The sequence below is a fragment of the Serratia sp. CY29653 genome (assembly GCF_052169255.1).
In the GTDB taxonomy this organism is placed as follows: domain Bacteria; phylum Pseudomonadota; class Gammaproteobacteria; order Enterobacterales; family Enterobacteriaceae; genus Serratia; species Serratia sarumanii.
On sequence record NZ_JBJNLC010000001.1, the window covers coordinates 1,602,604 to 1,627,223 of the forward strand.

The window sequence follows — 24,620 nt, forward strand, 5'->3', positions numbered from 1 at the left end:
GATATCGAATGAAATTAACCGTTCTCGGCGGCGGCGGCGTGCGTTCCCCGTTCCTCGCCAAATCCATCGCCTATAACGCCCATCGCATCGGCATTACCGAAGTGGTGTTTATGGATACCGATGAGCGCCATCTGGCGATCTACGGCGCCCTGGCGCAGGGCGTATTCCAGCGCATTCGCGGCGACATTGCTTTCAGCCTCAGCAGCGATGCGCGCCAGGCGCTGCAAGGCGCCGACTACATCATCACCACCCTGCGCATCGGCGGCGAGGAAGGCCGCATCCATGACGAGCGCATCGCGCTCAATCACCAGTTGCTTGGGCAAGAAACCACCGGCGCCGGCGGCTTCGCCATGGCGATGCGTTCGATTCCGGCGATCCTCGACTATTGCCGCCTGATCGAGCAGCTTTCCTCGCCGGACGCGGTGTTGTTCAACTTCACCAATCCTTCCGGCATGGTGACCGAGGCGATCATCAAATCCGGCTTCCAGCGCCGGGTCTACGGCATCTGCGACGCCCCCAGCGAGTTCATCCGCGAACTGGCCGAACTGCTGGACTGCCGCGAAGACCAGCTGAGCGTCGACTGCTTCGGCCTCAATCACCTTTCCTGGTTCCGCAATGCGCGCGTCAACGGCGAGCCGGTCACGGAACGGTTGCTGGCGGATCCGCGTCTGTATCGCGAAACCTGCATGAAATACTTCTCGCCGGAGCTGGTGGCGCTGTCGGACAACCTGATGCTCAACGAGTATCTCTACTATTACTACTACCGTGAGCAGGCGATCGCCGCCATCGTCGAGGGCGGCGAGACCCGCGGCGAACAAATCGCGGCGATCAACCGCCAAATGCTGTCGGCGTTGGGCGAGCTGGACATCCCCCGTCAGTTGGAGCACGCCTTCTCTGTCTACTTCAGCCATTACCTGCAGCGCGAAAATTCCTACATGCAGCGCGAGTCCAGCCAGGGCAAGGTGAAAACGCGTGAGATGCTGACGCTGCAACAGTTTATCGAACAGCCGGACAGCGGCGGCTATGCCGGGGTGGCGATCGATATTCTGGAGGCGGTCAACAGCGGCCGGCAAAAACGCGTGGTGGTATCGATGCAAAACCGCGACACGCTCGATTTTCTGCACCCGGAAGACGTGATCGAAATCAGCTGCGAATTGAGCAGCGCCGGCATTCAGCCGGTCAAAATGCGCGATATTCCCGACACCCAGAAGAACCTGATTTCGCAGGTGAAAGAGTACGAACGGCTGGCGGTGGCGGCGATCCTGACCGGCAACCGCCAGTTGGCCATCAAGGCGCTGATGGTGCACCCGCTGGTCAACTCCTACTCGCTGGCGAAAACGCTGGTGGAGGAGTACCTGCAGGCTCACCGTCAGTATGCCGGGCACTGGCGCTAAACGGCGCGGCCGTCAGCGGCCGCGTCGTTCAAACCAGGCGGTGATCACATTCTCGAATCCCAACAGACAGTGGCCGAAAAACGGATTGGGATAGTAGATATCGTGATCGTATTTTTGCCGGTCCTCAAACAGAAAGGTCATGTCGGCCTGCTGCGCCAGCGGGCTGTCGCCATCGCCGCAAAAGGCCGCCAACAGGATGCGGTTACGCTTCACCGCCTCGCTCCAGCTCAGCGCCGAGCCGCTGTTGCCCGACTTTGAAATCACGATCACCATATCGAAGCGAAAGCGCGTCTCACGGTCAAGAATGTCGAAATCCGGCCACAGCGACAGGTAACTGTCTACGCCCAGCGTCATAAACTTGTTGTACATATACTGCGCCACCAATTGCGAAAATCCGCTGCCGTGGATCAGGATCTTGCCGCTGTCGAGCAGATCGAGAAACTGCGCCGGCGGTGCCGCCGGCGTAGCGCGCTCCGCCTGATAGGCCGGCGCCATCGTCAGGTTGAATTTGATGAAATAGACCAGTTCGAGATAGCCGCGAAAGCCCAGCTTTTTAGCCAGCCGCACCAGCGTCGAGGGGGAACTGTAGCAGCGTGCGGACACCGCACGGATGCCGTCGTCGATGCAGGCGTCCGGATTATCGAGAATGCAGTGCAAAATCGTCAGATCCGTCTTGCTGAGCTCCGCCTGGCTGAAGACCTGTTTGAAATTCATCGCCGCCCTCGTTTATTCGCCAAAATTATTGTTTCGCACGCGCTTCACCGCCTGTCCAGCGCGAGACAATCAAATTGTGATGCGCTTTAAGCCGCCAAACCCCTTGATTTGCCTGCGGGATAACCGCCTTTACCCACCCCGCCCCGCCCCCTATAATGGCCCCTTTCTGGGGTATGGCGCGGCCGAAAACGGCGGCTCATACGGGTTCTGCTCACTACTGCTGAAGGATACGCTGCATGAAAAAGTGGTCACATCTGCTCGCAGCCGGGATGATGGCGCTGAGTATCTGCTCTGCAAACGCCTCTGACGGCAAAACACTGTACTTCTATAACTGGACTGAATACGTCCCGCCGGGGCTGCTGGAGCAGTTCACCAAGGAAACCGGCATCAAGGTGATTTATTCCACCTATGAATCCAACGAAAGCATGTACGCCAAGCTGAAGACCTATAAAGACGGCGCGTACGATCTGGTGGTGCCTTCCACGTACTTCATCGCCAAGATGAGCAAGGAAGGCATGCTGCAAAAAATCGACAAGAGCAAGCTCAGCCACTTCAAGGATCTCGATCCTACCCTGCTGAACAAGCCGTTCGATCCCAACAACGACTATTCCATTCCTTACATCTGGGGCGCTACCGCCATCGGCGTCAACAGCGACGAGCAGGATCCCTCTACCGTTACCGCCTGGGCCGATCTGTGGCAGCCGCAGTACAAGGGCCGCCTGCTGCTGACCGACGACGCGCGCGAAGTGTTCCAGATGGCGCTGCTCAAGCTGGGCTATTCCGGCAACACCACCGACCCGAAAGAGATCGAAGCCGCCTATCACGAACTGCAGAAATTGATGCCGAACGTGCTGGCCTTCAACTCCGACAACCCGGGCAACCCGTTTATGGAAGGGGAAGTCAACGTCGGTATGGTGTGGAACGGTTCGGCCTTCGTGGCGCGCCAGGCCGGCACGCCGCTTGAGATCGTCTGGCCGAAGGAAGGCGGGATCTTCTGGATGGACAGCCTGGCCATTCCGGCCAACGCGCGCAACGTCGAGGGGGCGCTGAAGCTGATAGACTTCCTGCTGCGGCCGGAAATCGCGGTGCAGGTGGCGGAAACCATCGGTTACCCGACGCCGAACCTGGCGGCGAAAAAGCTGCTGTCGCCGGAGATCGCCAACGACAAGTCACTCTACCCGGACAAGGCGGTGATTGAGCACGGCGAGTGGCAAAACGACGTCGGCGACGCCAGCACGCTGTATGAGAGCTACTTCCAAAAGCTGAAAGCCGGGCGCTAATACGCCCCGCCATCCCATCAGGGCGCGCAGTGCGCCCTGATGCCTTTATCAGGGCCTGTCGGCCCGCGCTACCTTGCCCACCAGGAACTTGTGCACAAAGCGCGGCACCACTTCGCTGGCCAGGCCGTAGTGCTTCTCGTCGAACTGGCTCTCCACCTGGCTTGGCTCCAGGTTCAGCTCCATGGCGTAGGCGCCGCCCAGCCGCGCCTCATGCACGAAGCCGGCCGCCGGGTAGACATGGCCGGAGGTGCCGATGGCGACGAAGAAATCGGCCTTGCTCAGCGCCTGGTAAATGTCGTCCATGCCCAGCGGCATCTCGCCGAACCATACCACGTGCGGCCGCAGCGGCGCCGGGAACTGGCAGCAGTGGCAACGGTCGTCAACGCTGAGATCGCCGGGCCATTCGAACACCTGCCCCGACTGGGTGCAGCGCACCTTCAGCAGTTCGCCGTGCATGTGCAGCACCCGCTTGCTGCCGGCGCGTTCATGCAGGTTATCGATGTTTTGCGTGACCAGCAGGAAGTTTTCCCCCAGCCACTCCTCCAGATCCGCCAACGCGCGGTGCGCGGCGTTCGGGGCGATCTCCTCCGTCTGCAGCTGGCGGCGGCGTTCGTTGTAAAACGCCTGCACCAGCGCCGGATCGCGCTGAAAACCTTCCGGCGTGGCGACGTCCTCCACCCGGTGCTCTTCCCATAGCCCATCCGCGGCGCGGAAGGTGCGAATGCCCGACTCGGCCGAAATGCCGGCCCCGGTCAACACCACCACAAACGGCTTTTTCAGCTCGGCCGCCGCCATGGTGTCACGGTGAAAAATGCGTGAACGAAAGCGCTGATGCAGCACATGCTTACTCTTGCGAAACTGACACAGCCGATGGCGAGTGTGCATTAACTCTCTCCTTACTTTTCCCTGTTTACCAAATTGAGGAACGCTGCGCCGCGCACGCCGCCGGCGTCGCCATAGCGCGCCTTCTCGATGCGCGGCAGCCGGGCCACCCGCAGCAGGTGCGCCGGCAACCGCTGCGGCAACGCCTGGTAAATGGCGTCGAAGTTCGACAGCCCGCCGCCGATCACCACCAGGTGCGGATCCAGCACCGTCAGCAGGTTGCCCAGGCAGATCGCCAGCACGTCCATAAAGCGGTCGACGTGAGCCACCGCCTGCGGCTCACCCGCCTGATAATGCGCAATGATCTCGGTGGCGGGCAAGTGCCGGCCATAGAAATGGGCGTACATCCATTCGAAACCGCGGCCCGATATGTAATTTTCAATGCAACCCTGGTGGCCGCACCCGCAGGCGACGCGAGGCACATCACGCCCCAGCACTTCGAGCGCGTCCACCGGCAGGCGCAAATGGCCGAACTCGCCGGCGATATAGTTGCGCCCAGGCACCGTCTTGCCATCGACGATCAGGCCGCCGCCAACGCCGGTGCCGAGGATGATGCCCAGCACCGTCGGGTAGCGGCGAAACTCGTCGTCCCAGGCCTCCGACAGCGCAAAGCAGTTGGCATCGTTATCGACGCGCACCTCGCGCCCGATCAGCGCCGCCAGATCGCGCGGCAACGGCCGCCCCATCGCCGCCGGCACGTTGGCGGTAAACAGCGTGCCGTCATCGTCGTTGGGCAGGCCCGGAATGCCGATGCCGACGCTGCCGCGCCGGCCGCAAAACGCATCCGCCTCGAGGGTCAGATCGCCCAGCGTGGCCAGCAGCTGCCGGTAGTCTTCACGCGGCGTCGGCACCCGCTTTTGCCAAATGCGCTGCAGGTTGTCGTCGAATACCCCCAGCTCAATCTTGGTGCCGCCCATATCGAAACCGTAGTACATAACCCATCCCCAGGCTAAAAAAACGGGGCGGCATCGCTGCCTCCCCGTAGGTTTTATTGTCCGCTGAGCACCCGCGCCGGATCGATGCGGCTGGCGCGCCTCGCCGGATACCAACTGGCCAACAGGCTCAGCACGATGGCGGTCGCCAGCACGATCAGCACGTCCAGCCAGTGCAGCTCGGAAGGCAGGAAGTCGATGAAGTAGATATCGCCCGACAGGAAGGAGTGGCCGACCAGTTTCTCGATGCCCCGGATAATGTTGGTCAGCTGCAGCGAGGCGATCACCCCGATCACCACGCCGCTCAGGCTGCCCAGCAGCCCGGCCAGCAGCCCATACCAGATGAAGATGGCGCGGATAAAGCCGTCTTTGGCGCCCAGGGTGCGCAGCACCGCGATGTCGGCGCTTTTGTCTTTCACCGCCATCACCAGCGTGGAAACGATGTTGAAGCAGGCCACGCCGATCACCAGCACCATCGCCAGGTACATAATGGCGCGGATCATCTGGATATCGCGGTACATGTAGCCGTACTTGCCGATCCAGCTTTTGATGTAAATGTAGGCGTTGGTCACTTCGCCGGCGTCGCGCACCAGTTTGTTGGCGGCGAACACGTCGTTCATCTTGAGGGCGATACCCGTGACGCTGTCACCCATGTCGAGATACTGCTGCGCATCGGCCAGCGGCACCAGCGCCAGGCTGTGATCGAGCTGGCCGCTGAGCTGCAAAATGCCGGTCACGTGCAGGCGAATGCGCTTCGGCTGCAGCAGCTTCATTTCCGGGTCGCTGTTGGGGATCATCACCGTCACATAGGCGCCTTGCTTTACGCCCAGCGCGTCGGCCACGCCCTTGCCGAGGATCACCTGCTGTTCGCCGGCCTTGAAGTTGGCCCAGGCATCACCCTGCACATACTGCGGCAGCGCGCTCAGCCGGCTCTCCTGCTGCGGATCAACGCCTTTGACTTCCACCGCGCGCAGCTGCGCGCCGTTCTCCATCAGGCCGGTAAAGTTGATGTACGGCGCGGCGGCCACAATGCCCGACACCTTCTCCACCCGCTGCAGAATCGACGGCCAGCCGCTGAACGGCTGATTGACCGGCTCGAGCTCGCCGTGCGGCACCACCGCCAGAATGCGGTTTTTCAGCTCGCGCTCAAAGCCGTTCATCGCGCTCAGGCCGACGATCAACACCGCCACCCCCAGCGCGATGCCGATGGTGGAGATGACCGAAATCAGCGACACCATGCCGCCGCGTTTACGGCCGCGGCTGAAACGCAGGGCCGTCAGGAAGGACAGTGAGGCTCCCGCCATTACTCGGCCCCCATCAGGGTCAGCTGCGCCTGCAGGTGGCCGTCGGCCATTTCCAGCTGGCGGCTCAGGCGCTTGGCCAGCAGCAGATCGTGCGTCACCACCAGAAAAGCGGTGCCCTGACGCACGTTCAGCTCGCCCAGCAGATCGAAGATGCTGTCTGCGGTGCGTTTGTCCAGGTTACCGGTCGGTTCGTCCGCCAGCACCAGCGCCGGGTTGTTGACCAGCGCGCGCGCGATCGCCACGCGCTGACGCTCGCCGCCGGAGAGCTCGGACGGGCGGTGCTTGCTGCGTTTTTCCAGCCCGACCGCCGCCAGCATCTCCCGCGCCTTCTCCTGCGCCTGCGCCGGCTTGGCGCCGCCGATCAGCAGCGGCATGGCGGCGTTTTCCAGCGCGGTGAAGTCCGGCAGCAGATGGTGAAACTGATAGATGAAGCCGAGCTGGCGGTTGCGCAGCTCGGCCTTGGCCGCCGAAGACATGGCGTTCAGCGATGCGCCCTTGAAGATCACCTCGCCGGAGGTCGGCGAGTCCAGCCCGCCCAGCAGGTGCAACAGGGTGCTCTTGCCGGAACCCGAGCTGCCGACGATCGCCATCATCTCGCCCTGCTGCATGGCAAAGCTGACGTTGCGCAGCACGTCGGTGTGCAGATTGCCTTCCTGATAGGTCTTGCACAGGTTGTCACACTGCAGCAAAAGATGGTTACTCATAACGTAAAGCCTCAGCGGGTTGTACGGCGGCAGCGCGCCATGAAGGATAAAGCGTGGACAACAGGGAAACCGCCATCGCCACCACGGCGATGATCGTCACCTGCAGCGGATCGACCGCCACCGGCAGCGAAGCGCCGTCGATCAGGGCGCCGAGGATCGGCATCAGGTTATTCAGGTTGGTGGCCAGCAGCACGCCAAGCAGCGTGCCGAGCAGCGAACCGATGATACCGGCGCTGGCGCCCTGCACCATAAACACCGACATGATCTGGCGGCGAGTCAGCCCCTGGGTCTGCAGAATGGCGACCTCGCCCTGCTTTTCCATCACCAGCAGGCCGAGCGACGTAATGATGTTAAACGCCGCCACCGCCACGATCAGGCTGAGCAGCAGCCCCATCATGTTTTTCTCCATGCGCACCGCCTGGAACAGCTCGCCCTTGCGATCGCGCCAGTCTTTCCAGACCGTGCCCGCCGGCAACGGCTGTTGGCTGAGGGTATCGACCGTCAGCGGCTGTTGCAGGAACAGGCGCCAGCCGGTGATGTTGCCGGCCGGGTAGCGCATCAGGCGCGAAGCGTCCTGTTGGTTGACCAGCAGCTGATAGCCGTCCACCTCGCTGTTGGCGTGGAAGGTGCCGATAAGGGTGAACAGGCGCTGGCTGGGAATGCGGCCCATCGGCGTGAACTGGCTGGCGCTCGGCACCATTACGCGCAGCGAATCGCCGCGCTTGACGCCGAGTTGCCCCGCCAGCTGTTCGCCGATGATGATGTTGTATTGGCCCGGCTGCAGCTGCTGCTGCTTGACGTTGACCAGATACGGGGTCAGCGGATCGGCCTCGTCGGGATTGACGCCGAGCATCACCCCGACCGCCACGCTGCGGGCGCTTTGCAGCACCACGTCACCGCTGGTCAGCGGCGCAACGCGCGTGACGCCCTGCAGCTTCTGCACCTCGGAGGCCGGCAGCTGCTGCGGATTAACCGATCCTTGCGGGCTGGTGATCAACGCCTGCGGCATCAGGCCGAGGATGTTGTTCTCCAGATCCTTTTCGAATCCGTTCATCACCGACAGCACGGTGACCAACGCCATCACCCCCAGCGTAATGCCGATGGTGGAAAGCCAGGAAACAAACCGCCCGAAGCGGTCTGAGGCTCGCCCGCGCATGTAGCGCAGGCCAATGAATAACGCGACAGGTTGATACATGAAATCCGTTTGATAGCCGTGGCTTAAGCAAAGTGATCATGGATGATAAAGGCTCTCCCTCGTTTAGGGAACACCCGACGGCCTTTTATTGCGTGGCGCAGAGGAGAACGGCGGCGGCAGATGAGCGCAATATTGACCCGTCGCCGCAAAAAGTCGACGGCGTCAACCGGTTAAATAACCGGCAAAAAAGCGATGAGCAGCGCTTTTTGCTGTGTCAGTTTGCCGGCCGCTGGGCTACTATAAACAGCATAAAGGCGCTGGGTTATCCGTGCCGGAACGCCCTCTAACACATTGATTAAAGATACCTGAATGAGCACTTCCGATAGCCGTAACCGTTCCTCATCCCCTCGTTATTCTCTGCCCGATCGCGCAGGCGATCTGCGCCAGCTGGGGCAACTGACCGGCGCGGCGTGCGCCGTGGAGTGCGCCGAGATCGTCGAACGCCACCCTGGCCCGGTGATGCTGATCGCGCCGGACATGCAAAACGCCCTGCGGCTGCGCGACGAGATCCAGCAGTTCACCGACCAGATGGTGACCACGCTGTCCGACTGGGAAACCCTGCCGTATGACAGCTTCTCGCCGCATCAGGAAATCATCTCGGATCGTTTGTCGAGCCTGTATCATCTGCCGACCATGGCGCGCGGCGTGATCATTTTGCCGGTCAATACCCTGATGCAGCGCGTCTGCCCGCACGAGTTCCTGCACGGCCACGCGCTGGTGATGAAGAAAGGCCAGCGCCTGTCGCGCGACAAGCTGCGCGCGCAGCTGGAACAGGCCGGCTATCGCAGCGTCGATCAGGTGATGGAACACGGCGAATTCGCCACCCGCGGCGCGCTGCTCGATCTTTACCCGATGGGCAGCGATGAGCCTTACCGCATCGACTTTTTCGATGACGAAATCGACAGCCTGCGCATCTTCGACGTCGATACCCAGCGCACGCTGAGCGAAGTCGAGGCCATCAATCTGTTGCCGGCCCACGAGTTCCCCACCGACAAGAACGCCATCGAGCTGTTCCGCAGCCAGTGGCGCGAGCAGTTTGAGGTGCGCCGCGACGCCGAACACATCTATCAGCAGGTCAGCAAAAGCGCCTGGCCGGCCGGCATCGAATACTGGCAGCCGCTGTTCTTCAGCCAGCCGCTGCCGTCGCTGTTCAGCTACCTGCCGGCCAACACGCTGATCGTCAATACCGGCGATCTGGAGGGCGCCGCCGAGCGCTTCTGGCAAGACGTCAACCAGCGTTACGAAAGCCGCCGCGTCGATCCGATGCGCCCGCTGCTGGCGCCGGATACGCTGTGGCTGCGCGTCGACGCGCTGTTCGGCGAGCTGAAGGCCTGGCCGCGCATCGCGCTGAAAACCGATGAGCTGCCGGCCAAGGCCGGCAATACCAATCTGGACTACCATGCCCTGCCCGATCTGGCGGTGCAGGGGCAGCATAAATCTCCGCTGGATAACCTGCGGCGCTTTATCGAAGGCTTCGACGGCAGCGTAATTTTCTCCGTCGAGAGCGAGGGGCGGCGTGAAACGCTGCAGGATCTGCTCGGCCGCATCAAGCTGGCGCCGGCGCTGATTCAGCGCCTCGATCAGACGGAAACGGCGGGCCGTTACATGATGGTCGGCGCCGCCGAACACGGCTTCCTCGACGGCCTGCGCCGGCGGGCGCTGATCTGCGAAAGCGATCTGCTCGGCGAGCGCGTCAGCCGCCGCCGGCAGGACAACCGGCGCACCATCAACACCGATACCCTGATCCGCAACCTGGCGGAACTGCATCCCGGCCAGCCGGTGGTGCACCTGGAGCACGGCGTCGGCCGCTACGTCGGCCTGACCACGCTGGAGGCCGGCGGCATCAAGGCCGAATACCTGATCCTCTCCTACGCCGGTGAGGACAAGCTGTATGTGCCGGTTTCTTCGCTGCATCTGATCAGCCGCTACGCCGGCGGCGCGGACGAAAACGCGCCGCTGCACAAACTGGGCGGCGACGCCTGGACGCGCGCGCGGCAGAAAGCGGCCGAGCGGGTGCGCGACGTGGCGGCGGAGCTGCTGGATATCTACGCCCAGCGCGCCGCCAAGGCCGGTTTCGCCTTCAAACACAACCGCGAACAGTATCAGCTGTTCTGCCAGAGCTTCCCGTTCGAAACCACGCCGGATCAGGAACAGGCGATCAATGCCGTATTGAGCGACATGTGTCAGCCGTTGGCGATGGATCGCCTGGTGTGTGGCGACGTCGGCTTCGGCAAAACCGAAGTGGCGATGCGCGCCGCCTTCCTGGCGGTGGAAAACGGCAAGCAGGTGGCGGTGCTGGTGCCGACCACCCTGCTGGCGCAGCAGCACTTCGACAACTTCCGCGATCGCTTCGCCACCTGGCCGATTCGCATCGAGATGATGTCGCGCTTCCGCAGCGCCAAAGAGCAGCAGCAGGTGCTGGACGACGCGGCAGAAGGCAAGGTGGACATCATCATCGGCACCCACAAGCTGTTGCAGAGCGATCTGCGCTGGAAAGACCTGGGGCTGCTGATCGTCGATGAGGAGCACCGCTTCGGCGTGCGCCACAAGGAGCGCATCAAGGCGATGCGCGCCGACGTCGATATCCTGACGCTGACCGCCACGCCGATCCCGCGCACCCTGAACATGGCGATGAGCGGCATGCGCGATCTGTCGATCATCGCCACCCCGCCGGCACGCCGCTTGGCGGTGAAGACCTTCGTGCGCGAATACGACAGCCTGGTGGTGCGCGAGGCGATCCTGCGCGAAGTGCTGCGCGGCGGCCAGGTTTACTACCTCTACAACGACGTCGAAAACATCGAGAAAGCGGCGCAGCGCCTGGCGGAGCTGGTGCCGGAAGCGCGCATCGCCATCGGCCACGGCCAGATGCGCGAGCGCGATCTGGAACGGGTGATGAACGATTTCCACCACCAGCGCTTCAACGTGCTGGTGTGCACCACCATCATCGAAACCGGCATCGATATTCCCAGCGCCAACACCATCATCATCGAGCGCGCCGATCGCTTCGGCCTGGCGCAGCTGCACCAGCTGCGCGGCCGCGTCGGGCGCTCGCACCACCAGGCTTACGCCTATCTGTTGACGCCAAACCCGAAAGCCATGGGCGCCGACGCCCATAAACGGCTCGAGGCCATCGCGTCGCTGGAAGATCTCGGCGCCGGTTTCGCGCTGGCGACCCACGATCTGGAGATCCGCGGCGCCGGCGAACTGCTGGGCGAAGACCAGAGCGGCCAGATGACCACCGTCGGCTTCTCGCTCTACATGGAGCTGCTGGAAAGCGCCGTCGATGCGTTGAAAAATGGCCGCGAACCGTCGCTGGAAGATCTCACCAGCAGCCAGACCGAGGTGGAACTGCGCATGCCGGCGCTGCTGCCGGAAGATTTCATTCCCGACGTCAATACCCGCCTGTCGCTGTACAAGCGCATCGCCAGCGCTAAGAGCGACGGCGAGCTGGATGAGCTGAAAGTCGAGCTGATCGACCGCTTCGGCCAGTTGCCGGACGCGGCACGCAACCTGTTGCAGTGCGCGGCGCTGCGCCTGCATGCGCAGAAGCTGGGCATCAAACGCATCGAGAGCAACGAGCGCGGCGGCTTTATCGAGTTCGGCGACAACAACCGCGTCGATCCTGGTTATCTGATCGGCCTGTTGCAGGGCAATCCGCAGGTTTACCGCCTGGACGGCCCGAGCAAGCTGAAGTTCACGCTCGATCTGGCCGATCGCCAAAAACGCCTGACGTTCACCGAAGAGCTGCTGGACGCCTTCCGCGAACACACGCTGGCGGCCTGAGGCCACGCGCCCCGCTCGCCGGGGCGCACACTCCCATCCCCGGCTGCGGCCGGGCGGTTCTATCTTATCGCCAAGCCTTCTATCCCTCCCCAGACGCTTCAGGCTACTCTGTGCCCTGTGTTATTGGGGGAGAACCGCATGAATATCGACGATGAACTGCAGGCGCTCAGCGAACAGGAAGCGACGCTGGCCTTTACCCATTTTGACGCCGCCACCGCCTGGGAACTGGGCGCGGCGCTGAAAACCGCCGCCGAGCGGCGCGGCCTGAGCATCGCCATCGAGATCCAACTGGCCGGGCAAACGCTGTTTTATTACGCCATGCCGGGCGCCACGCCGGACATTGCCGACTGGGTGCGGCGCAAGCGTAATCTGGTGAATCATTTTCACAAAAGCTCTTACGCCATCGGCCTGCGCCTGCAGCAGCGGCAAACGTCGCTGGAGGAACGCTACGGGCTGAGCGTGCGCGACTATTCGGTGCACGGCGGCGCCTTCCCGCTCACCCTGACCGGCCTCGGCTGCGTCGGCAGCATCAGCATTTCCGGCGCGCCGCAGAAAGAAGACCATCAGTTGCTGGTGAGTACTTTAGCGAACTTTCTCGGCTTATCCCTGCCCGAACTCCACTAGCCGTTAAAACCTCGATTATTCCTTTCCTTTTCAGCCGCAGAATCTGCGGCCGACTTATCTATTATCGGCATTTAGCCCCAAACAAAATGGCGACTCTCCGATTTCCTGCGCCAAATTGACACAGGTCTGGTAATCCGCTGAGCAAAAGGCGTATGGTATCTGTCACGTGACAAGACGGACCTCATCGGGCCCGCCATTCCTTTCACTTTTGAAGATTTGGTACGCACCGTAGATGAAAACGCATGAAATAAACAGAATTCGCCCCTTCAGCGCGCTGATAGACGCCTGCTGGCGGGAACCTTATAGCCTGGCGCGGTTGCTGAAAGACGCTATCGCCGGGGTGACGGTCGGTATTATCGCCATCCCGCTGGCGATGGCGCTGGCGATCGCCAGCGGCGTGCCGCCGCAGTACGGCCTGTACACCGCCGCCATCGCCGGTATCGTCATCGCCGTCAGCGGCGGTTCGCGCTACAGCGTCTCCGGCCCCACCGCCGCCTTCGTGGTGATCCTGTATCCGGTTTCGCAGCAGTTCGGCCTGGCCGGCCTGCTGGTCGCCACGCTGATCTCCGGGGTGTTTCTGCTGCTGATGGGGCTGGCGCGCCTGGGCCGGCTGATCGAGTACATTCCGCTGCCGGTGACGCTCGGCTTTACCTCCGGCATCGCCATCACCATCGCCACCATGCAGATCAAGGACTTCTTCGGCCTGCAGCTGGCGCACACGCCGGAAAATTACGTCGGCAAGCTGCACGCCCTGCTGCAGGCCCTGCCGACGCTGGATTTCGGCGATACCCTGATCGGCGCGGTGACGCTCTTGATCCTGATCTTCTGGCCCAAGCTCGGCCTGCGGGTGCCTGGCCACCTGCCGGCGCTGCTGGCGGGCACTGCGCTGATGGGGCTGCTGGCGCTGTTTGATCACCCGGTGGCGACCATCGGCTCGCGCTTCAGCTACCTGCTGGCCGACGGCAGCAGCGGACAGGGCATCCCGCCGATCCTGCCGCAGTTGCTACTGCCCTGGGATCTGCCGGGCGGCGGCGGGCAGCCGTTCACCCTGAGCTGGCAAACCGTTTCCGCCCTATTGCCGGCGGCGTTTTCGATGGCGATGCTCGGCGCGATCGAATCGCTGCTGTGCGCGGTGGTGCTCGACGGCATGACCGGCAAGAAGCACAACTCGAACAGCGAACTGATCGGCCAGGGCGCGGGCAACATCATCGCGCCGTTCTTCGGCGGCATTACCGCCACCGCCGCGATTGCCCGTTCGGCGGCCAACGTGCGCGCCGGCGCCACCTCGCCGGTGTCCGCCATCATCCACGCGCTGCTGGTGCTGCTGGCGCTGCTGGTATTGGCGCCGTGGCTCTCTTACCTGCCGCTGGCGGCGATGGCGGCGCTGCTGCTGATGGTCGCCTGGAACATGAGCGAGGCGCACAAGGTGGTTTACCTGCTGCGCCGGGCGCCGAAGGACGACATTCTGGTGCTGCTGCTGTGCATGTCGCTGACGGTGCTGTTCGACATGGTGATCGCCATTACCGTGGGCATAGTGCTGGCGTCGCTGCTGTTTATGCGCCGTATCGCCCGTATGACAAAGCTGAGTGAGCTGAGCGCCGACCACGGCCGCCTGGTGCTGCGGGTGAATGGCCCGCTGTTCTTCGCCGCCGCCGAGCGCATCTTTACCGAACTGCTGGCGCGCAGCGAAGGCTACCGCACGATCGTGCTGCAATGGGATGCGGTGCCGGTGCTCGACGCCGGCGGCCTGAGCGCCCTGCGGCGCTTTATCGACGAGTTGCCGGCGGACAAAAAGCTGGTGATCACCGACGTGCCGTTCCAGCCGCTGAAAACCCTGGCGCGCGCGCGGGTGCAACCGATAGAGGGCCGCCTGCAGTTCTACCCGACGCTGCCGGAAGCGCTGGCGGCCACCGGTGCCTAAACGTAAAAAAGCCCGACGAGTCGGGCTTTTTTTATGGCGACGAGCGCTTAGTTGCTGGTATCCAGCTCCGGGAAGCTCTTCACCAGGTCGTCGATGGCTTTCATCTGCGCCAGGAACGGCTCCAGCTTGTCCAGCGGCAGCGCGGACGGGCCGTCGCACTTGGCGTTGTTCGGATCCGGGTGCGCTTCGAGGAACAGACCGGCCAGGCCGACCGCCATGCCGGCGCGCGCCAGCTCGGCCACCTGAGCGCGACGGCCACCGGACGCGGCGCCGAACGGATCGCGGGTCTGCAGCGCGTGGGTCACGTCGAAGATCACCGGATGGCCGCCGGTCACGTTTTTCATCACGTTGATGCCCAGCATGTCGACCACCAGGTTGTCATAGCCAAAGTTGCTGCCGCGATCGCACAGGATCACCTGGTCGTTGCCGCCCTCTTTGAACTTGTCGACGATATTGCCCATCTGCCCCGGGCTGACGAACTGCGGCTTCTTGACGTTGATCACCGCGCCTGTTTTCGCCATCGCTTCCACCAGATCGGTCTGGCGCGCCAGGAAGGCCGGCAACTGGATCACGTCAACCACTTCGGAAACCGGCTGCGCCTGCGCCGCTTCATGCACGTCGGTGATGATTTTCACGCCGAAGGTTTTTTTCAGCTCTTCGAAGATCTTCATCCCTTCTTCCAGGCCCGGACCGCGGTACGAGTGGATGGAAGAGCGGTTGGCCTTGTCGAAAGAGGCCTTGAATACGTAAGGAATGCCCAGTTTTTGCGTCACGGTGACGTAGTGTTCGCAGATGCTCATCGCCAGATCGCGCGATTCCAGCACGTTCATACCGCCAAACAGCACAAACGGCAGATCGTTTGCTACGTCGATATCGCCAATGCTAACCACTTTCTGTTTCATGCTTTCGCCTTTGTTAAGGTTGTAACCGTCGCCTTGCACACTGCGCGGAGTCATTGAATTAATGCAGCGTCACCTGTTTCGGCTCAATCGAATGGATCTGCACTTTGATCACTTCGCTGACCGGGTCTTCAGGACACTGCTCGACAAAATAGTTGAGATCGGAAATCGCGATATGGTTGCACTCCAGCTGGGCGTAAATCAGCCCGCGGTCGCGGATCTCGTACGGATCTTCCGGATCGAAGCACAGCACCGTTTCGCTGGTGCGCAGCGCCATTTCCAGCTGTTTTTCTTCCATCAGGGCGGCCTTCAGCGTATCGAGCATCTTGCGCACCACCATGATGTTCTCCGACTCGTCGAGGTCGTCGTCTTCCAGCTCGGCGCCCAGCCCCAGGTTGCCCTTGATCCACACTTCCAGCTGGTGTTCGCTCAGGGTTTCGCCGTTCAGCGGGTTGATCAGCCACAGCTCCTCGTCCAGCCAGTCGGCGCGCAGGATCAGCTGAGTGGGGAAAATCACCGGCAGCAGCGGCAGATCCAGCGCGTTGGCGATGTGCAGGAAAATGGTGCCCAGCGAGACCGGCGTGCCCTGCCGCCCTTCCAGCACCTTGTCCAGCCAGATGGCGTCCGACAGGCGGTACACGCCGCTGGCGCCGCCGAAGCCCCAGGTCTTGTAAAACAGCTCGATGAGCGCATCCAGTTGCTGCTCCTGAGTGATATCGACCGGCACCACCGCGCGCGCTTCGTCCACCAGCTGTTGCAGCTTGCGCTCCACGTCGGCAGCCGGGAAATCGCGCCGCACCGACTGCGACACCAGGATCACCCCTTCGCTCAGCGGCGAGGCGTTAAATTCAAAATCAGCAATGCTACTCATAGGTATCCCATCAGAAACGGTATTTTCGTCGTGGCAAGTTTAATTATCAGGTACAGGCAGCCCAACGCCAGCACGAACGCCACGGTTCGCAGCCGCTGACTTTTGGTCTTCTTGCCCAATGCGACGTAGCCAAGCAGGATATAGATAATAACGCCAAACAGCTTCTCGGTCAGCCATGAGTCCATACCCAGTAGCGGATAAAACCCGAACGTCACCACCAGCGCGATGCCGCTGACGAACAGCAGCGTGTCGTTCAGGTGCGGCGCTACCTTGACCCAGCGGCGGCCCATGATCGGCGAGCGGCGCCACTGCCAAAAGAAACGCAGCACAAACAAGGTAATACTGATGGCGACCGTCAGCAAATGGAAATGTTTCAACGCGGTGTATGCAGTCATGATGCTCCCTTAAATGGCCCGGGCGTCGTTATTATCAGTGGCGATTATCCCGGCCATTGGCCGAGCGTCACGCGGTCGTTGTCGCCGTAATCACGGTGTGTGGCGACAGCGGAAAATCCGGCGGCCTGCAGCAGCGCGCGCACGCTCTCGCCCTGCTGCCAGCCATGTTCCAACAGCAGCCAACCCTGGGGCTGCAAATGGTGCGGCGCCTGGCCCACGATGGCGGCCAGATCCGCCAGCCCATGATCGGCGGCGACCAGCGCACTGCCCGGCTCGAAGCGCACGTCGCCCTGCGACAAATGCGGATCGGCGGCGTCGATATAGGGCGGATTACTGGCGATCAGCGCGAAGCGTTGCCCCGCCACCGGCGCAAACCAGCTGCCCTGTAGAAATCGGACGTTGTCGATCTTCAGCTTGCGCGCATTATGCTGCGCCAGCGCGACCGCCTCCGGCTGCACATCGACGCCGATTGCCGAACAATCTGGGCGCTCGCTGGCCAGCGCCAGCGCGATGGCGCCGGTGCCGGTGCCGAGATCGAGGAAGTGGCAGGGTTGCGGCGGCAGACGCGCCAGCGCCAATTCCACCAGGCATTCGGTATCCGGGCGTGGGATCAGCGTTGCGGGCGAAACCGACAGCGGCAGCGACCAAAACTCGCGCTCGCCCACCAGATAGGCCACCGGCTCACCGCGCTCGCGGCGCGCCAGCAGCGTCTCCAGCTGCTGTTGCTGCGGCGGCGTCAGCAGGGTTTCACCGAACGCCATCAGGAAGGTTCTGGCCTTGCCGGTTACGAAACCCAACAGGATTTCCGCGTCGCGCCGGGCGCTGTCGCTGTGGGTCAAACGCGCGGCGGCGGCTTTCAGCCAGTGTTGATAGTCCATCACTCTTGCTCGGCGGACAGCGCAGCCAGCTGGTCGGCCTGATACTCCTGCACGATCGGCTGGATCAGCATGTCCAGTTTGCCTTCCATCACCTCGTCCAGACGGTAGAGCGTCAGGTTGATACGGTGGTCGGTCACCCGCCCCTGCGGGAAGTTGTAGGTGCGGTTACGGTCGGAACGATCGCCGCTGCCCAGCAGGTTGCGGCGAGTGGACGCCTCGGCCTGCTGGCGCTTGGCCATCTCGGCGGCGCGAATGCGCGCGCCCAGCACCGACATCGCCTTGGCTTTGTTTTTGTGCTGTGAACGTTCGTCCTGGCACTCCACCACGATGCCGGTCGGCAGGTGGGTGATGCGGATCGCCGAGTCGGTGGTGTTAACGTGCTGGCCGCCGGCGCCGGAGGAGCGGAAGGTGTCGATTTTCAGATCGCCCGGGTTGATGTCCGGCAGCTCGGCTTCCGGCACTTCCGGCATCACCGCCACGGTGCAGGCGGAGGTGTGGATGCGCCCCTGGGATTCGGTTTCCGGCACGCGCTGCACGCGGTGGCCGCCGGATTCAAACTTCAGCTGGCCGTACACGCCATCGCCGGAGACTTTGGCGATCACTTCCTTGAAGCCGCCGTGCTCGCCTTCGTTGGCGCTCATCACCTCGACGCGCCAACGGCGGCCTTCGGCGTAACGACTGTACATGCGGAACAGATCGCCGGCGAAGATCGCCGCCTCATCGCCGCCGGTGCCGGCGCGCACCTCGAGGAAGCAGCTGCGCTCATCGTCTGGATCTTTCGGCAACAGCAAGACCTGCAGCTGCTGCTCCAGCTCTTCGCTGGCCGCCCGCGCCTGTTTCAGCTCTTCCTGCGCCATCTCGCGCATCTCCGGATCGTCCAGCATCATTTCCGCCGTCTCCAGATCCTCCTGCACCTGACGCCATTCCAGGAAGCAGCGGCTGACGTCGGTCAGCTGCGCGTATTCTCGCGACAGCGCGCGGAACCGGTCTTGGTCGGCGATAACGCCGGCATCGCCGAGCAGCGCCTGCACTTCTTCATGGCGCTCTTGTAACGCTTCCAGTTTGGCAACAATAGAAGGCTTCATGCGTGGTAATAAACCCTGTTAATAGAGAAAACTAATGCTGATCCAGCCCGAGGCTGTCGCGTAATAACTGCAACCGCTCCACGTCGCCGTCGCCGGCGGCCTGCTGGAGGGATTTGGTGGGGGCATGAATAAGACGGTTGGTCAGTTTATGGGCCAGCTCGTGTATCACCTGCTCCACGTTGGCGCCCTGCGCGATGGCGGCCAGCGCTTTGGCCTCCATCTCTGCGCGAATTTGGTCGGCCTGCGAACGGTAGTCGCGGATGGTTTCCACCGCGCCCTGCGAGCGCAGCCAGGCCATGAAGTTGGTGCTTTCCTGCTGCACGATCGATTCCGCCTGCACCGCCGCCGCTTTGCGCTGCGCCAGATTGCTTTGAATGATGGCGTGCAGATCGTCCACGCTGTACAGATAGGCGTTGGCCAGTTTGCCGACCTCCGGCTCGATGTCGCGCGGTACGGCGATATCCACCAGCAGCATCGGCTGGTTGCGGCGCGCCTTCAGCGCGCGCTCCACCATGCCCTTGCCGATGATCGGCAGCGGGCTGGCGGTGGAACTGATGATGATGTCGGCGTCCGCCAGACGTTCGTCGATCTCAGGCAGGGTGATCACCTCCGCGCCGACCTCGTCCGCCAGCAGCTGCGCGCGCTCGCGGGTGCGGTTGGCAATGATCATGTGCCGCACTTTATGCTCACGCAGGTGGCGCGCCACCAGCTCGATGGTTTCGCCGGCGCCCACCAGCAAGACGTTGAGATCGGCCAGCGATTCGAAGATCTGGCGCGCCAGCGTACAGGCGGCGAACGCCACGGAAACCGCGCTGGCGCCGATGTCGGTTTCGGTGCGCACGCGCTTGGCGACAGAGAAGGATTTCTGGAACAGACGCTCCAGCTCGCCGGAGAGCGACTGGCCGCGTTGCGACTCGGCGAAGGCCTTTTTCACCTGGCCGAGGATCTGCGGTTCGCCCAGTACCAATGAGTCCAACCCGCTGGCCACCCGCATCAGATGGCTGACCGCGTCGTTGCCCTGATGCCAGTACAGGCTTTTCTTCACCTCTTCCGGACGCAGGTTGTGATAGGCGCACAGCCAGGCGACCAGTTGCTCGTGCATGTGTTCCTGCTGCTCTACGCTGAGGTACAGCTCGGTGCGGTTGCAGGTGGACAACACGACGCCGCCCTGCACCAACGGTTGTTGGAGCAAGCTGGTCAGCGCCTCATCGATGGACTCTGGCGAGAAGGTCACCCTTTCACGCAGAGAAACCGGAGCGGTTTTGTGATTTATACCTAACGCCAGCAGGGTCATTGCTTCGAGTAATACTTATCTTGGTACGGGTTCTCGTTGAACGGCATTCTACTTGATGCGCGGGATCAATAAAAGTAACAACCGCATCTTCCGTTCAATCGCTGTCATAGATGACATCAATTAATGAATAAGCAATAAATACAGCAGGATAAATAGTCATGAGGTAGGTCGATTGCTTAAATTTTAGCGCAGTTTGCGATAACGCGCACGCTATTCGGCGTACACAACGGCGGCGTTTGCGCAACGAAGGCACCGCTTATCGGGCGCGCCTCCCCCGCCTTCAGGCGATTGTGTTACGCTTAATGGCGACCCCGACGCGCGTGCCGGGTTGGCATTGCGCCGGTAAAAGCGGCAAGATTCAACGCGATGCAGCAAAAAATTGACGCGCCGCCGCCGCCCCGTTAGCGTGAGCGCTGAATCCGGGTTTCGTTGCGCATGCCCGCAAGGACAAAAGGACAAGAGAAAGTTATGCCAATACGCAAAGTTAGTTTGCTCCGTCTGATCCCGCTGGCCAGCCTGGTGCTGGCCGCCTGTACCACCACCAAGCCGACCGGCCCGGCCACCAGCCCGACCTCACCGCAGTGGCGCGCCCATGAGCAGGCGGTGCAGCAGCTCAGCACCTATCAGACCCGCGGCTCCTTCGCCTACTTGTCTGATCAGAAAAAAGTCTACGCCCGCTTCTTCTGGCAGCAGTTCTCGCCGGAGCGCTACCGCCTGCTGCTGACCAACCCGCTCGGCAGCACGGAAATGGATCTCAACGTGCAGAAAAACGTGGTGCAGCTGACCGACAACCAGGGCAAACGCTACGTCAGCGACAATCCGGAAGAGATGATCCGCAAGCTGACCGGCATGGCGATCCCGCTGAACAACCTGCGCCAGTGGATGCTCGGCCTGCCGGGCGAAGCCGGCGATTTTGCGCTGGATGACCAATATCGCCTGAGCAAGCTGACCTACCAGCAAGGCGGCCAGACTTGGAAAGTGGATTACCAGGGCTACAGCAACGAGGTGCAGCCGACGCTGCCGAACCGTCTGGAGCTGCAGCAGGGCGACCAGCGCATCAAGCTGAAAATGGATAACTGGACGCTCAAATGATCCGCCAGTGGCCCTCCCCCGCGAAACTCAACCTGTTTCTGTACGTCACCGGCCGTCGTGAAGACGGCTATCACCTGCTGCAGACGCTGTTCCAGTTTTTGGACTACGGCGACACCCTGACCATTGACCCGCGCCAGGACGATCGCATTCATCTGCTGACGCCGGTCGACGGCGTGCCGGACGAGCAGAACCTGATCGTGCGCGCCGCCCGCCTGCTGCAGCGCTATTGCGATGAACGCGGCCTGCAGACCGCACCGCGCGGCGCCGACATCAGCATCGACAAGCGCCTGCCGATGGGCGGCGGTTTGGGCGGCGGCTCCTCCAACGCCGCCACCGTGCTGGTGGCGCTGAACGAACTGTGGCGCTGCGGTCTTGGCGACGACCAATTGGCCGAGCTGGGGCTCAGCCTCGGCGCCGACGTGCCGGTGTTCGTGCGCGGCCACGCCGCCTTCGCCGAAGGCATCGGCGAGCGCCTGCAGCCGGCCGAGCCGCAGGAAAAGTGGTATCTGGTGGCGCATCCCGGCGTCGGCATCCCGACGCCGGTTATCTTCGGCGACCCCGAATTGAAAAGAGACACCCCGGTTCGCTCCTTAAGTGAGCTGTTGCAGGCACCGTACGCAAATGATTGCGAACCGATCGCAAGAAAACGTTTTCGCGAGGTTGAACAGCTTCTTTCATGGCTGTTAGAATACGCCCCGTCACGCCTGACTGGCACAGGTGCTTGTGTGTTTGCTGAATTCGACACAGAAATCGCCGCCCGTCAGGTGTTAAATCAAGCCCCGGAGTGGTTGTGTGGTTTTGTAGCGCGCGGCGTTAACGTCTCCCCACTACATCGCATTCGTTCCGGGCGGTTTGAGTCGTAGCTCAACGTTTCGCTGCGCAGGGTCATGCACACCTGGCCCTGTTATCCCTGCGCTGCCTGCGGTCTCAATTTTAGTTTTACATACCCGTATGTATATTGCGCCGGCGTCGCCGACTGCCCCTTGGCGATGTCGTATGACAATATCTTCTCTGGACGCAAGCCTGAGGTTCTTCTCGTGCCTGATATGAAGCTTTTTGCTGGTAACGCCACCCCGGAACTAGCACAACGTATTGCCAACCGTTTGTACACCAGCCTTGGTGACGCCGCTGTAGGTCGTTTTAGCGACGGCGAAGTGAGCGTGCAAATCAACGAAAATGTACGCGGCGGTGATATTTTCATCATCCAGTCCACCTGTGCCCCGACCAACGACAACCTGATGGAACTGGTTGTGATGGTCGACGCCCTGCGTCGCGCCTCCGCAGGTCGTATTACCGCCGTTATCCCTTACTTCGGCTATGCCCGCCAGGATCGCCGCGTGCGTTCCGCGCGTGTGCCGATCACCGCCAAGGTGGTTGCCGATTTCCTCTCCAGCGTAGGGGTTGACCGCGTTCTGACGGTGGATCTGCATGCTGAGCAGATTCAAGGCTTCTTCGACGTTCCGGTAGACAACGTGTTCGGCAGCCCGATCCTGCTGGAAGACATGCTGCAGCAGAACCTGGAAAACCCGATCGTGGTTTCCCCGGACATCGGCGGCGTAGTGCGTGCCCGCGCCATCGCCAAACTGCTGAACGACACCGACATGGCCATCATCGACAAACGCCGCCCGCGCGCGAACGTTTCTCAGGTGATGCACATCATCGGTGACGTGGCAGGCCGCGACTGCGTGCTGGTCGACGACATGATCGACACCGGCGGTACCTTGTGCAAAGCGGCTGAAGCGTTGAAAGAACGCGGTGCCAAGCGCGTATTCGCCTACGCGACGCACCCGATCTTCTCCGGCAACGCCGTGGACAACATCAAGAACTCGGTGATTGATGAAGTGATCGTCTGCGACACCATTCCGCTGTCGCCGGAAATCAAGGCACTGAAAAACGTTCGCACTCTGACCCTGTCCGGCATGCTGGCTGAAGCCATCCGCCGCATCAGCAACGAAGAGTCGATCTCTGCAATGTTCGAGCATTGATTCGTCGTCTTTCCGGTGCGGCGCCCACCGCGCCGGAAAGATAGCGTGCCCGACAGCAGAAAAAGAAAAACCCGTTGGTGCGTAAGCAACAACGGGTTTTCTACTCGTAGTCCAACATGACTTCAAACCTTAATGCACGGCAGATTTTCCCTTGCCCTGCTCTCGCTTCCCTTCTGATTTTTTAATCAATGCGACGAACGATGTTGGTCGTTACGGCACCGTTTATCAAAGTGTTTTACCCACCAGTAGCGATCCGCCACCTGCTCGCGGCCGCCGATACGCGCGCCCACCAGCCACAACAGCGCGCCGACGAAGATACTCATGATGGCGCCGTGGGCGAAAAATTGCGGTAAATTGAACTGGGATACTTCAGCAATAATGGAGTATCCGACACCGCCGATCATCACGACCAGCCCCAGCCCCATAAAAAAGTTGCCCATTCTGTCCGCGCTTCTACGTTTCATATGCCACCTCCATGATTGCCATGTGCCAACCGGGATAACGCTGCAACTTGTTAACCCACTTTGATAAGTTAAGTATAGTCCTTGTTGCGGCAAGGGGATTGCGGAGGCGATCACAAATGGTAAAGAATTATTGACACTTCTTAACGCGCCGCTGAAAATTAGCGGACAAATTGAATTATTCAGCTAATGAATCATTCGTCTTTCTTACCTAAGGCGACGGCGGGGATCGGATTTTGTCATTCGCCGCCCCGGCAGGTAGACTAAGACCCTTTCCATTACCCTGATCATAGTGAATCTCCCAGTGAGCAGTATTAAATTGATAGTTGGCCTGGCCAACCCGGGCGCGGAATATGCCCAAACGCGCCACAACGCCGGCGCCTGGTACGTCGATCTGCTGGCCCAGCGCCACAATCAGCAGTTGAAAGAAGAGAGCAAGTTCTTCGGCTATACCGCTCGTTTGAACCTGGCGGGCAACGACGTGCGCCTGCTGGTGCCGACCACCTTCATGAACCTGAGCGGCAAAGCGGTGCTGGCGATGGCCAACTTCTACCGCATCGAACCAAACGAGATCCTGGTGGCGCACGACGAGCTGGATCTGCCGCCCGGCGTCGCCAAAATCAAGCTCGGCGGCGGCAACGGCGGCCACAACGGCCTGAAAGACATCCAGAACAAGTTCGGCAACAACCCGAACTTCTACCGCCTGCGCATCGGCATCGGCCATCCGGGCGACAAGAACAAGGTGGTGGGCTTCGTGCTCGGCAAGCCGCCGGCCAGCGAGCAGAAGATGATCGACGAAGCGATCGACGAGTCACTGCGCTGCACCGAGATGCTGATGAAGGACGGGCTGGAAAAAACCGTTCAGCGCCTGCACAGCTTCAAGGCGCAGGCCTGAACCTTGCCGCAGCGGGCGCCCTGCCCGCTGCC

23 protein-coding genes are annotated in these 24,620 nt (G+C 61.7%); 10 read left to right on the forward strand and 13 right to left on the reverse strand.

The window, feature by feature from the left end:
* Positions 1–8 precede the first annotated feature (8 nt).
* Positions 9–1,394 carry a family 4 glycosyl hydrolase gene (locus ACJ8HN_RS07695; protein ID WP_033646380.1) on the forward strand — a complete coding sequence of 462 codons (1,386 nt, stop codon included), beginning with the start codon at positions 9–11 and terminating at the stop codon, positions 1,392–1,394.
* Between the two features lie 12 nt (positions 1,395–1,406).
* Here ACJ8HN_RS07695 and ACJ8HN_RS07700 read toward each other — a convergent pair whose 3' ends face one another.
* Positions 1,407–2,108, reverse strand: a complete 702-nt coding sequence (locus tag ACJ8HN_RS07700; protein WP_033638186.1) for a MurR/RpiR family transcriptional regulator — start codon at positions 2,106–2,108, stop codon at positions 1,407–1,409.
* A gap of 236 nt (positions 2,109–2,344) precedes the next feature.
* Here ACJ8HN_RS07700 and potD point away from each other — a divergent pair, with 236 nt between their 5' ends.
* Positions 2,345–3,388 carry a spermidine/putrescine ABC transporter substrate-binding protein PotD gene (gene potD, locus ACJ8HN_RS07705; RefSeq protein WP_033638184.1) on the forward strand — a complete coding sequence of 348 codons (1,044 nt, stop codon included), beginning with the start codon at positions 2,345–2,347 and terminating at the stop codon, positions 3,386–3,388.
* Positions 3,389–3,436: 48 nt separating this feature from the next.
* On the opposite strand, the gene cobB is transcribed toward potD, so the two are convergent.
* From cobB to lolC, 5 genes are read right to left on the reverse strand one after another with little or no spacing between them, the layout of a single operon-like run.
* Entirely contained in the window at positions 3,437–4,273 is an 837-nt protein-coding gene (gene cobB / locus ACJ8HN_RS07710) for a Sir2 family NAD+-dependent deacetylase (protein WP_033638183.1), read from the reverse strand.
* A gap of 11 nt (positions 4,274–4,284) precedes the next feature.
* Complete coding sequence (gene nagK / locus ACJ8HN_RS07715; RefSeq protein ID WP_033638181.1) at positions 4,285–5,205, reverse strand: N-acetylglucosamine kinase; 921 nt, start codon at positions 5,203–5,205, stop codon at positions 4,285–4,287.
* A gap of 53 nt (positions 5,206–5,258) precedes the next feature.
* The gene (lolE, locus tag ACJ8HN_RS07720; RefSeq protein ID WP_442523235.1) at positions 5,259–6,506 is read right to left on the reverse strand and encodes a lipoprotein-releasing ABC transporter permease subunit LolE; all 1,248 of its coding nucleotides are present in this window, start codon (positions 6,504–6,506) and stop codon (positions 5,259–5,261) included.
* Entirely contained in the window at positions 6,506–7,210 is a 705-nt protein-coding gene (gene lolD, locus ACJ8HN_RS07725; protein ID WP_442523236.1) for a lipoprotein-releasing ABC transporter ATP-binding protein LolD, read from the reverse strand. Before lolD ends, lolE begins: the two co-directional genes overlap by 1 nt.
* Entirely contained in the window at positions 7,203–8,405 is a 1,203-nt protein-coding gene (gene lolC, locus ACJ8HN_RS07730) for a lipoprotein-releasing ABC transporter permease subunit LolC (protein WP_442523237.1), read from the reverse strand. Before lolC ends, lolD begins: the two co-directional genes overlap by 8 nt.
* Positions 8,406–8,443: 38 nt before the next feature.
* Between lolC and ACJ8HN_RS07735 the strand changes: the two genes are divergently transcribed.
* From ACJ8HN_RS07735 to dauA, 4 genes are all read left to right on the forward strand, one after another.
* Positions 8,444–8,692, forward strand: coding sequence for a hypothetical protein (locus ACJ8HN_RS07735; protein ID WP_048321471.1), 249 nt, complete (start codon positions 8,444–8,446; stop codon positions 8,690–8,692).
* Positions 8,693–8,714: 22 nt separating this feature from the next.
* Positions 8,715–12,188 (forward strand): transcription-repair coupling factor, encoded by a 3,474-nt coding sequence (mfd, locus tag ACJ8HN_RS07740; RefSeq protein ID WP_442523238.1) that lies wholly within the window; start codon positions 8,715–8,717, stop codon positions 12,186–12,188.
* A 138-nt stretch (positions 12,189–12,326) separates the two neighbouring features.
* Positions 12,327–12,812: a heme-degrading domain-containing protein gene (locus ACJ8HN_RS07745; protein WP_033646386.1), complete on the forward strand. Its 486-nt coding sequence runs from the start codon at positions 12,327–12,329 to the stop codon at positions 12,810–12,812.
* A gap of 232 nt (positions 12,813–13,044) precedes the next feature.
* Positions 13,045–14,733, forward strand: a complete 1,689-nt coding sequence (gene dauA / locus ACJ8HN_RS07750) for a C4-dicarboxylic acid transporter DauA (RefSeq protein WP_033646387.1) — start codon at positions 13,045–13,047, stop codon at positions 14,731–14,733.
* Positions 14,734–14,780: 47 nt separating this feature from the next.
* Here the strand turns inward: dauA and kdsA are convergent, their stop codons facing one another.
* From kdsA to hemA, 6 genes are read right to left on the reverse strand one after another with little or no spacing between them, the layout of a single operon-like run.
* Complete coding sequence (gene kdsA / locus ACJ8HN_RS07755) at positions 14,781–15,635, reverse strand: 3-deoxy-8-phosphooctulonate synthase (protein ID WP_004941087.1); 855 nt, start codon at positions 15,633–15,635, stop codon at positions 14,781–14,783.
* A 58-nt stretch (positions 15,636–15,693) separates the two neighbouring features.
* On the reverse strand, positions 15,694–16,503 hold the full coding sequence (sirB1, locus tag ACJ8HN_RS07760; RefSeq protein WP_442523239.1) for an invasion regulator SirB1: 810 nt from the start codon (positions 16,501–16,503) through the stop codon (positions 15,694–15,696).
* The gene (locus ACJ8HN_RS07765) at positions 16,500–16,901 is read right to left on the reverse strand and encodes a SirB2 family protein (RefSeq protein WP_170310367.1); all 402 of its coding nucleotides are present in this window, start codon (positions 16,899–16,901) and stop codon (positions 16,500–16,502) included. The genes sirB1 and ACJ8HN_RS07765 overlap by 4 nt, the downstream gene beginning before the upstream one ends.
* Before the next feature lie 41 nt (positions 16,902–16,942).
* A complete protein-coding gene (gene prmC, locus ACJ8HN_RS07770) occupies positions 16,943–17,776 on the reverse strand; it encodes a peptide chain release factor N(5)-glutamine methyltransferase (RefSeq protein WP_033646390.1) in 834 nt (277 codons plus the stop codon).
* Positions 17,776–18,861, reverse strand: a complete 1,086-nt coding sequence (prfA, locus tag ACJ8HN_RS07775) for a peptide chain release factor 1 (RefSeq protein ID WP_033646391.1) — start codon at positions 18,859–18,861, stop codon at positions 17,776–17,778. The genes prmC and prfA overlap by 1 nt, the downstream gene beginning before the upstream one ends.
* A gap of 31 nt (positions 18,862–18,892) precedes the next feature.
* Positions 18,893–20,155, reverse strand: coding sequence for a glutamyl-tRNA reductase (hemA, locus tag ACJ8HN_RS07780; protein ID WP_033638164.1), 1,263 nt, complete (start codon positions 20,153–20,155; stop codon positions 18,893–18,895).
* Positions 20,156–20,623: 468 nt separating this feature from the next.
* On the opposite strand from hemA, the gene lolB reads away from it, so the two are divergent.
* The 3 genes from lolB to prs all read left to right on the forward strand — a co-directional run bounded on the left by lolB (position 20,624) and on the right by prs (position 23,232).
* A complete protein-coding gene (gene lolB / locus ACJ8HN_RS07785; RefSeq protein ID WP_033638163.1) occupies positions 20,624–21,247 on the forward strand; it encodes a lipoprotein insertase outer membrane protein LolB in 624 nt (207 codons plus the stop codon).
* Entirely contained in the window at positions 21,244–22,110 is an 867-nt protein-coding gene (gene ispE, locus ACJ8HN_RS07790; protein WP_060438775.1) for a 4-(cytidine 5'-diphospho)-2-C-methyl-D-erythritol kinase, read from the forward strand. Before lolB ends, ispE begins: the two co-directional genes overlap by 4 nt.
* A gap of 174 nt (positions 22,111–22,284) precedes the next feature.
* On the forward strand, positions 22,285–23,232 hold the full coding sequence (gene prs, locus ACJ8HN_RS07795) for a ribose-phosphate diphosphokinase (RefSeq protein ID WP_004941061.1): 948 nt from the start codon (positions 22,285–22,287) through the stop codon (positions 23,230–23,232).
* A gap of 185 nt (positions 23,233–23,417) precedes the next feature.
* Here the strand turns inward: prs and ychH are convergent, their stop codons facing one another.
* The gene (gene ychH / locus ACJ8HN_RS07800; protein WP_025302491.1) at positions 23,418–23,696 is read right to left on the reverse strand and encodes a stress-induced protein YchH; all 279 of its coding nucleotides are present in this window, start codon (positions 23,694–23,696) and stop codon (positions 23,418–23,420) included.
* Positions 23,697–23,997: 301 nt separating this feature from the next.
* Here ychH and pth point away from each other — a divergent pair, with 301 nt between their 5' ends.
* Positions 23,998–24,588, forward strand: coding sequence for an aminoacyl-tRNA hydrolase (pth, locus tag ACJ8HN_RS07805; protein ID WP_004941053.1), 591 nt, complete (start codon positions 23,998–24,000; stop codon positions 24,586–24,588).
* The last annotated feature ends 32 nt before the right edge of the window (positions 24,589–24,620 follow it).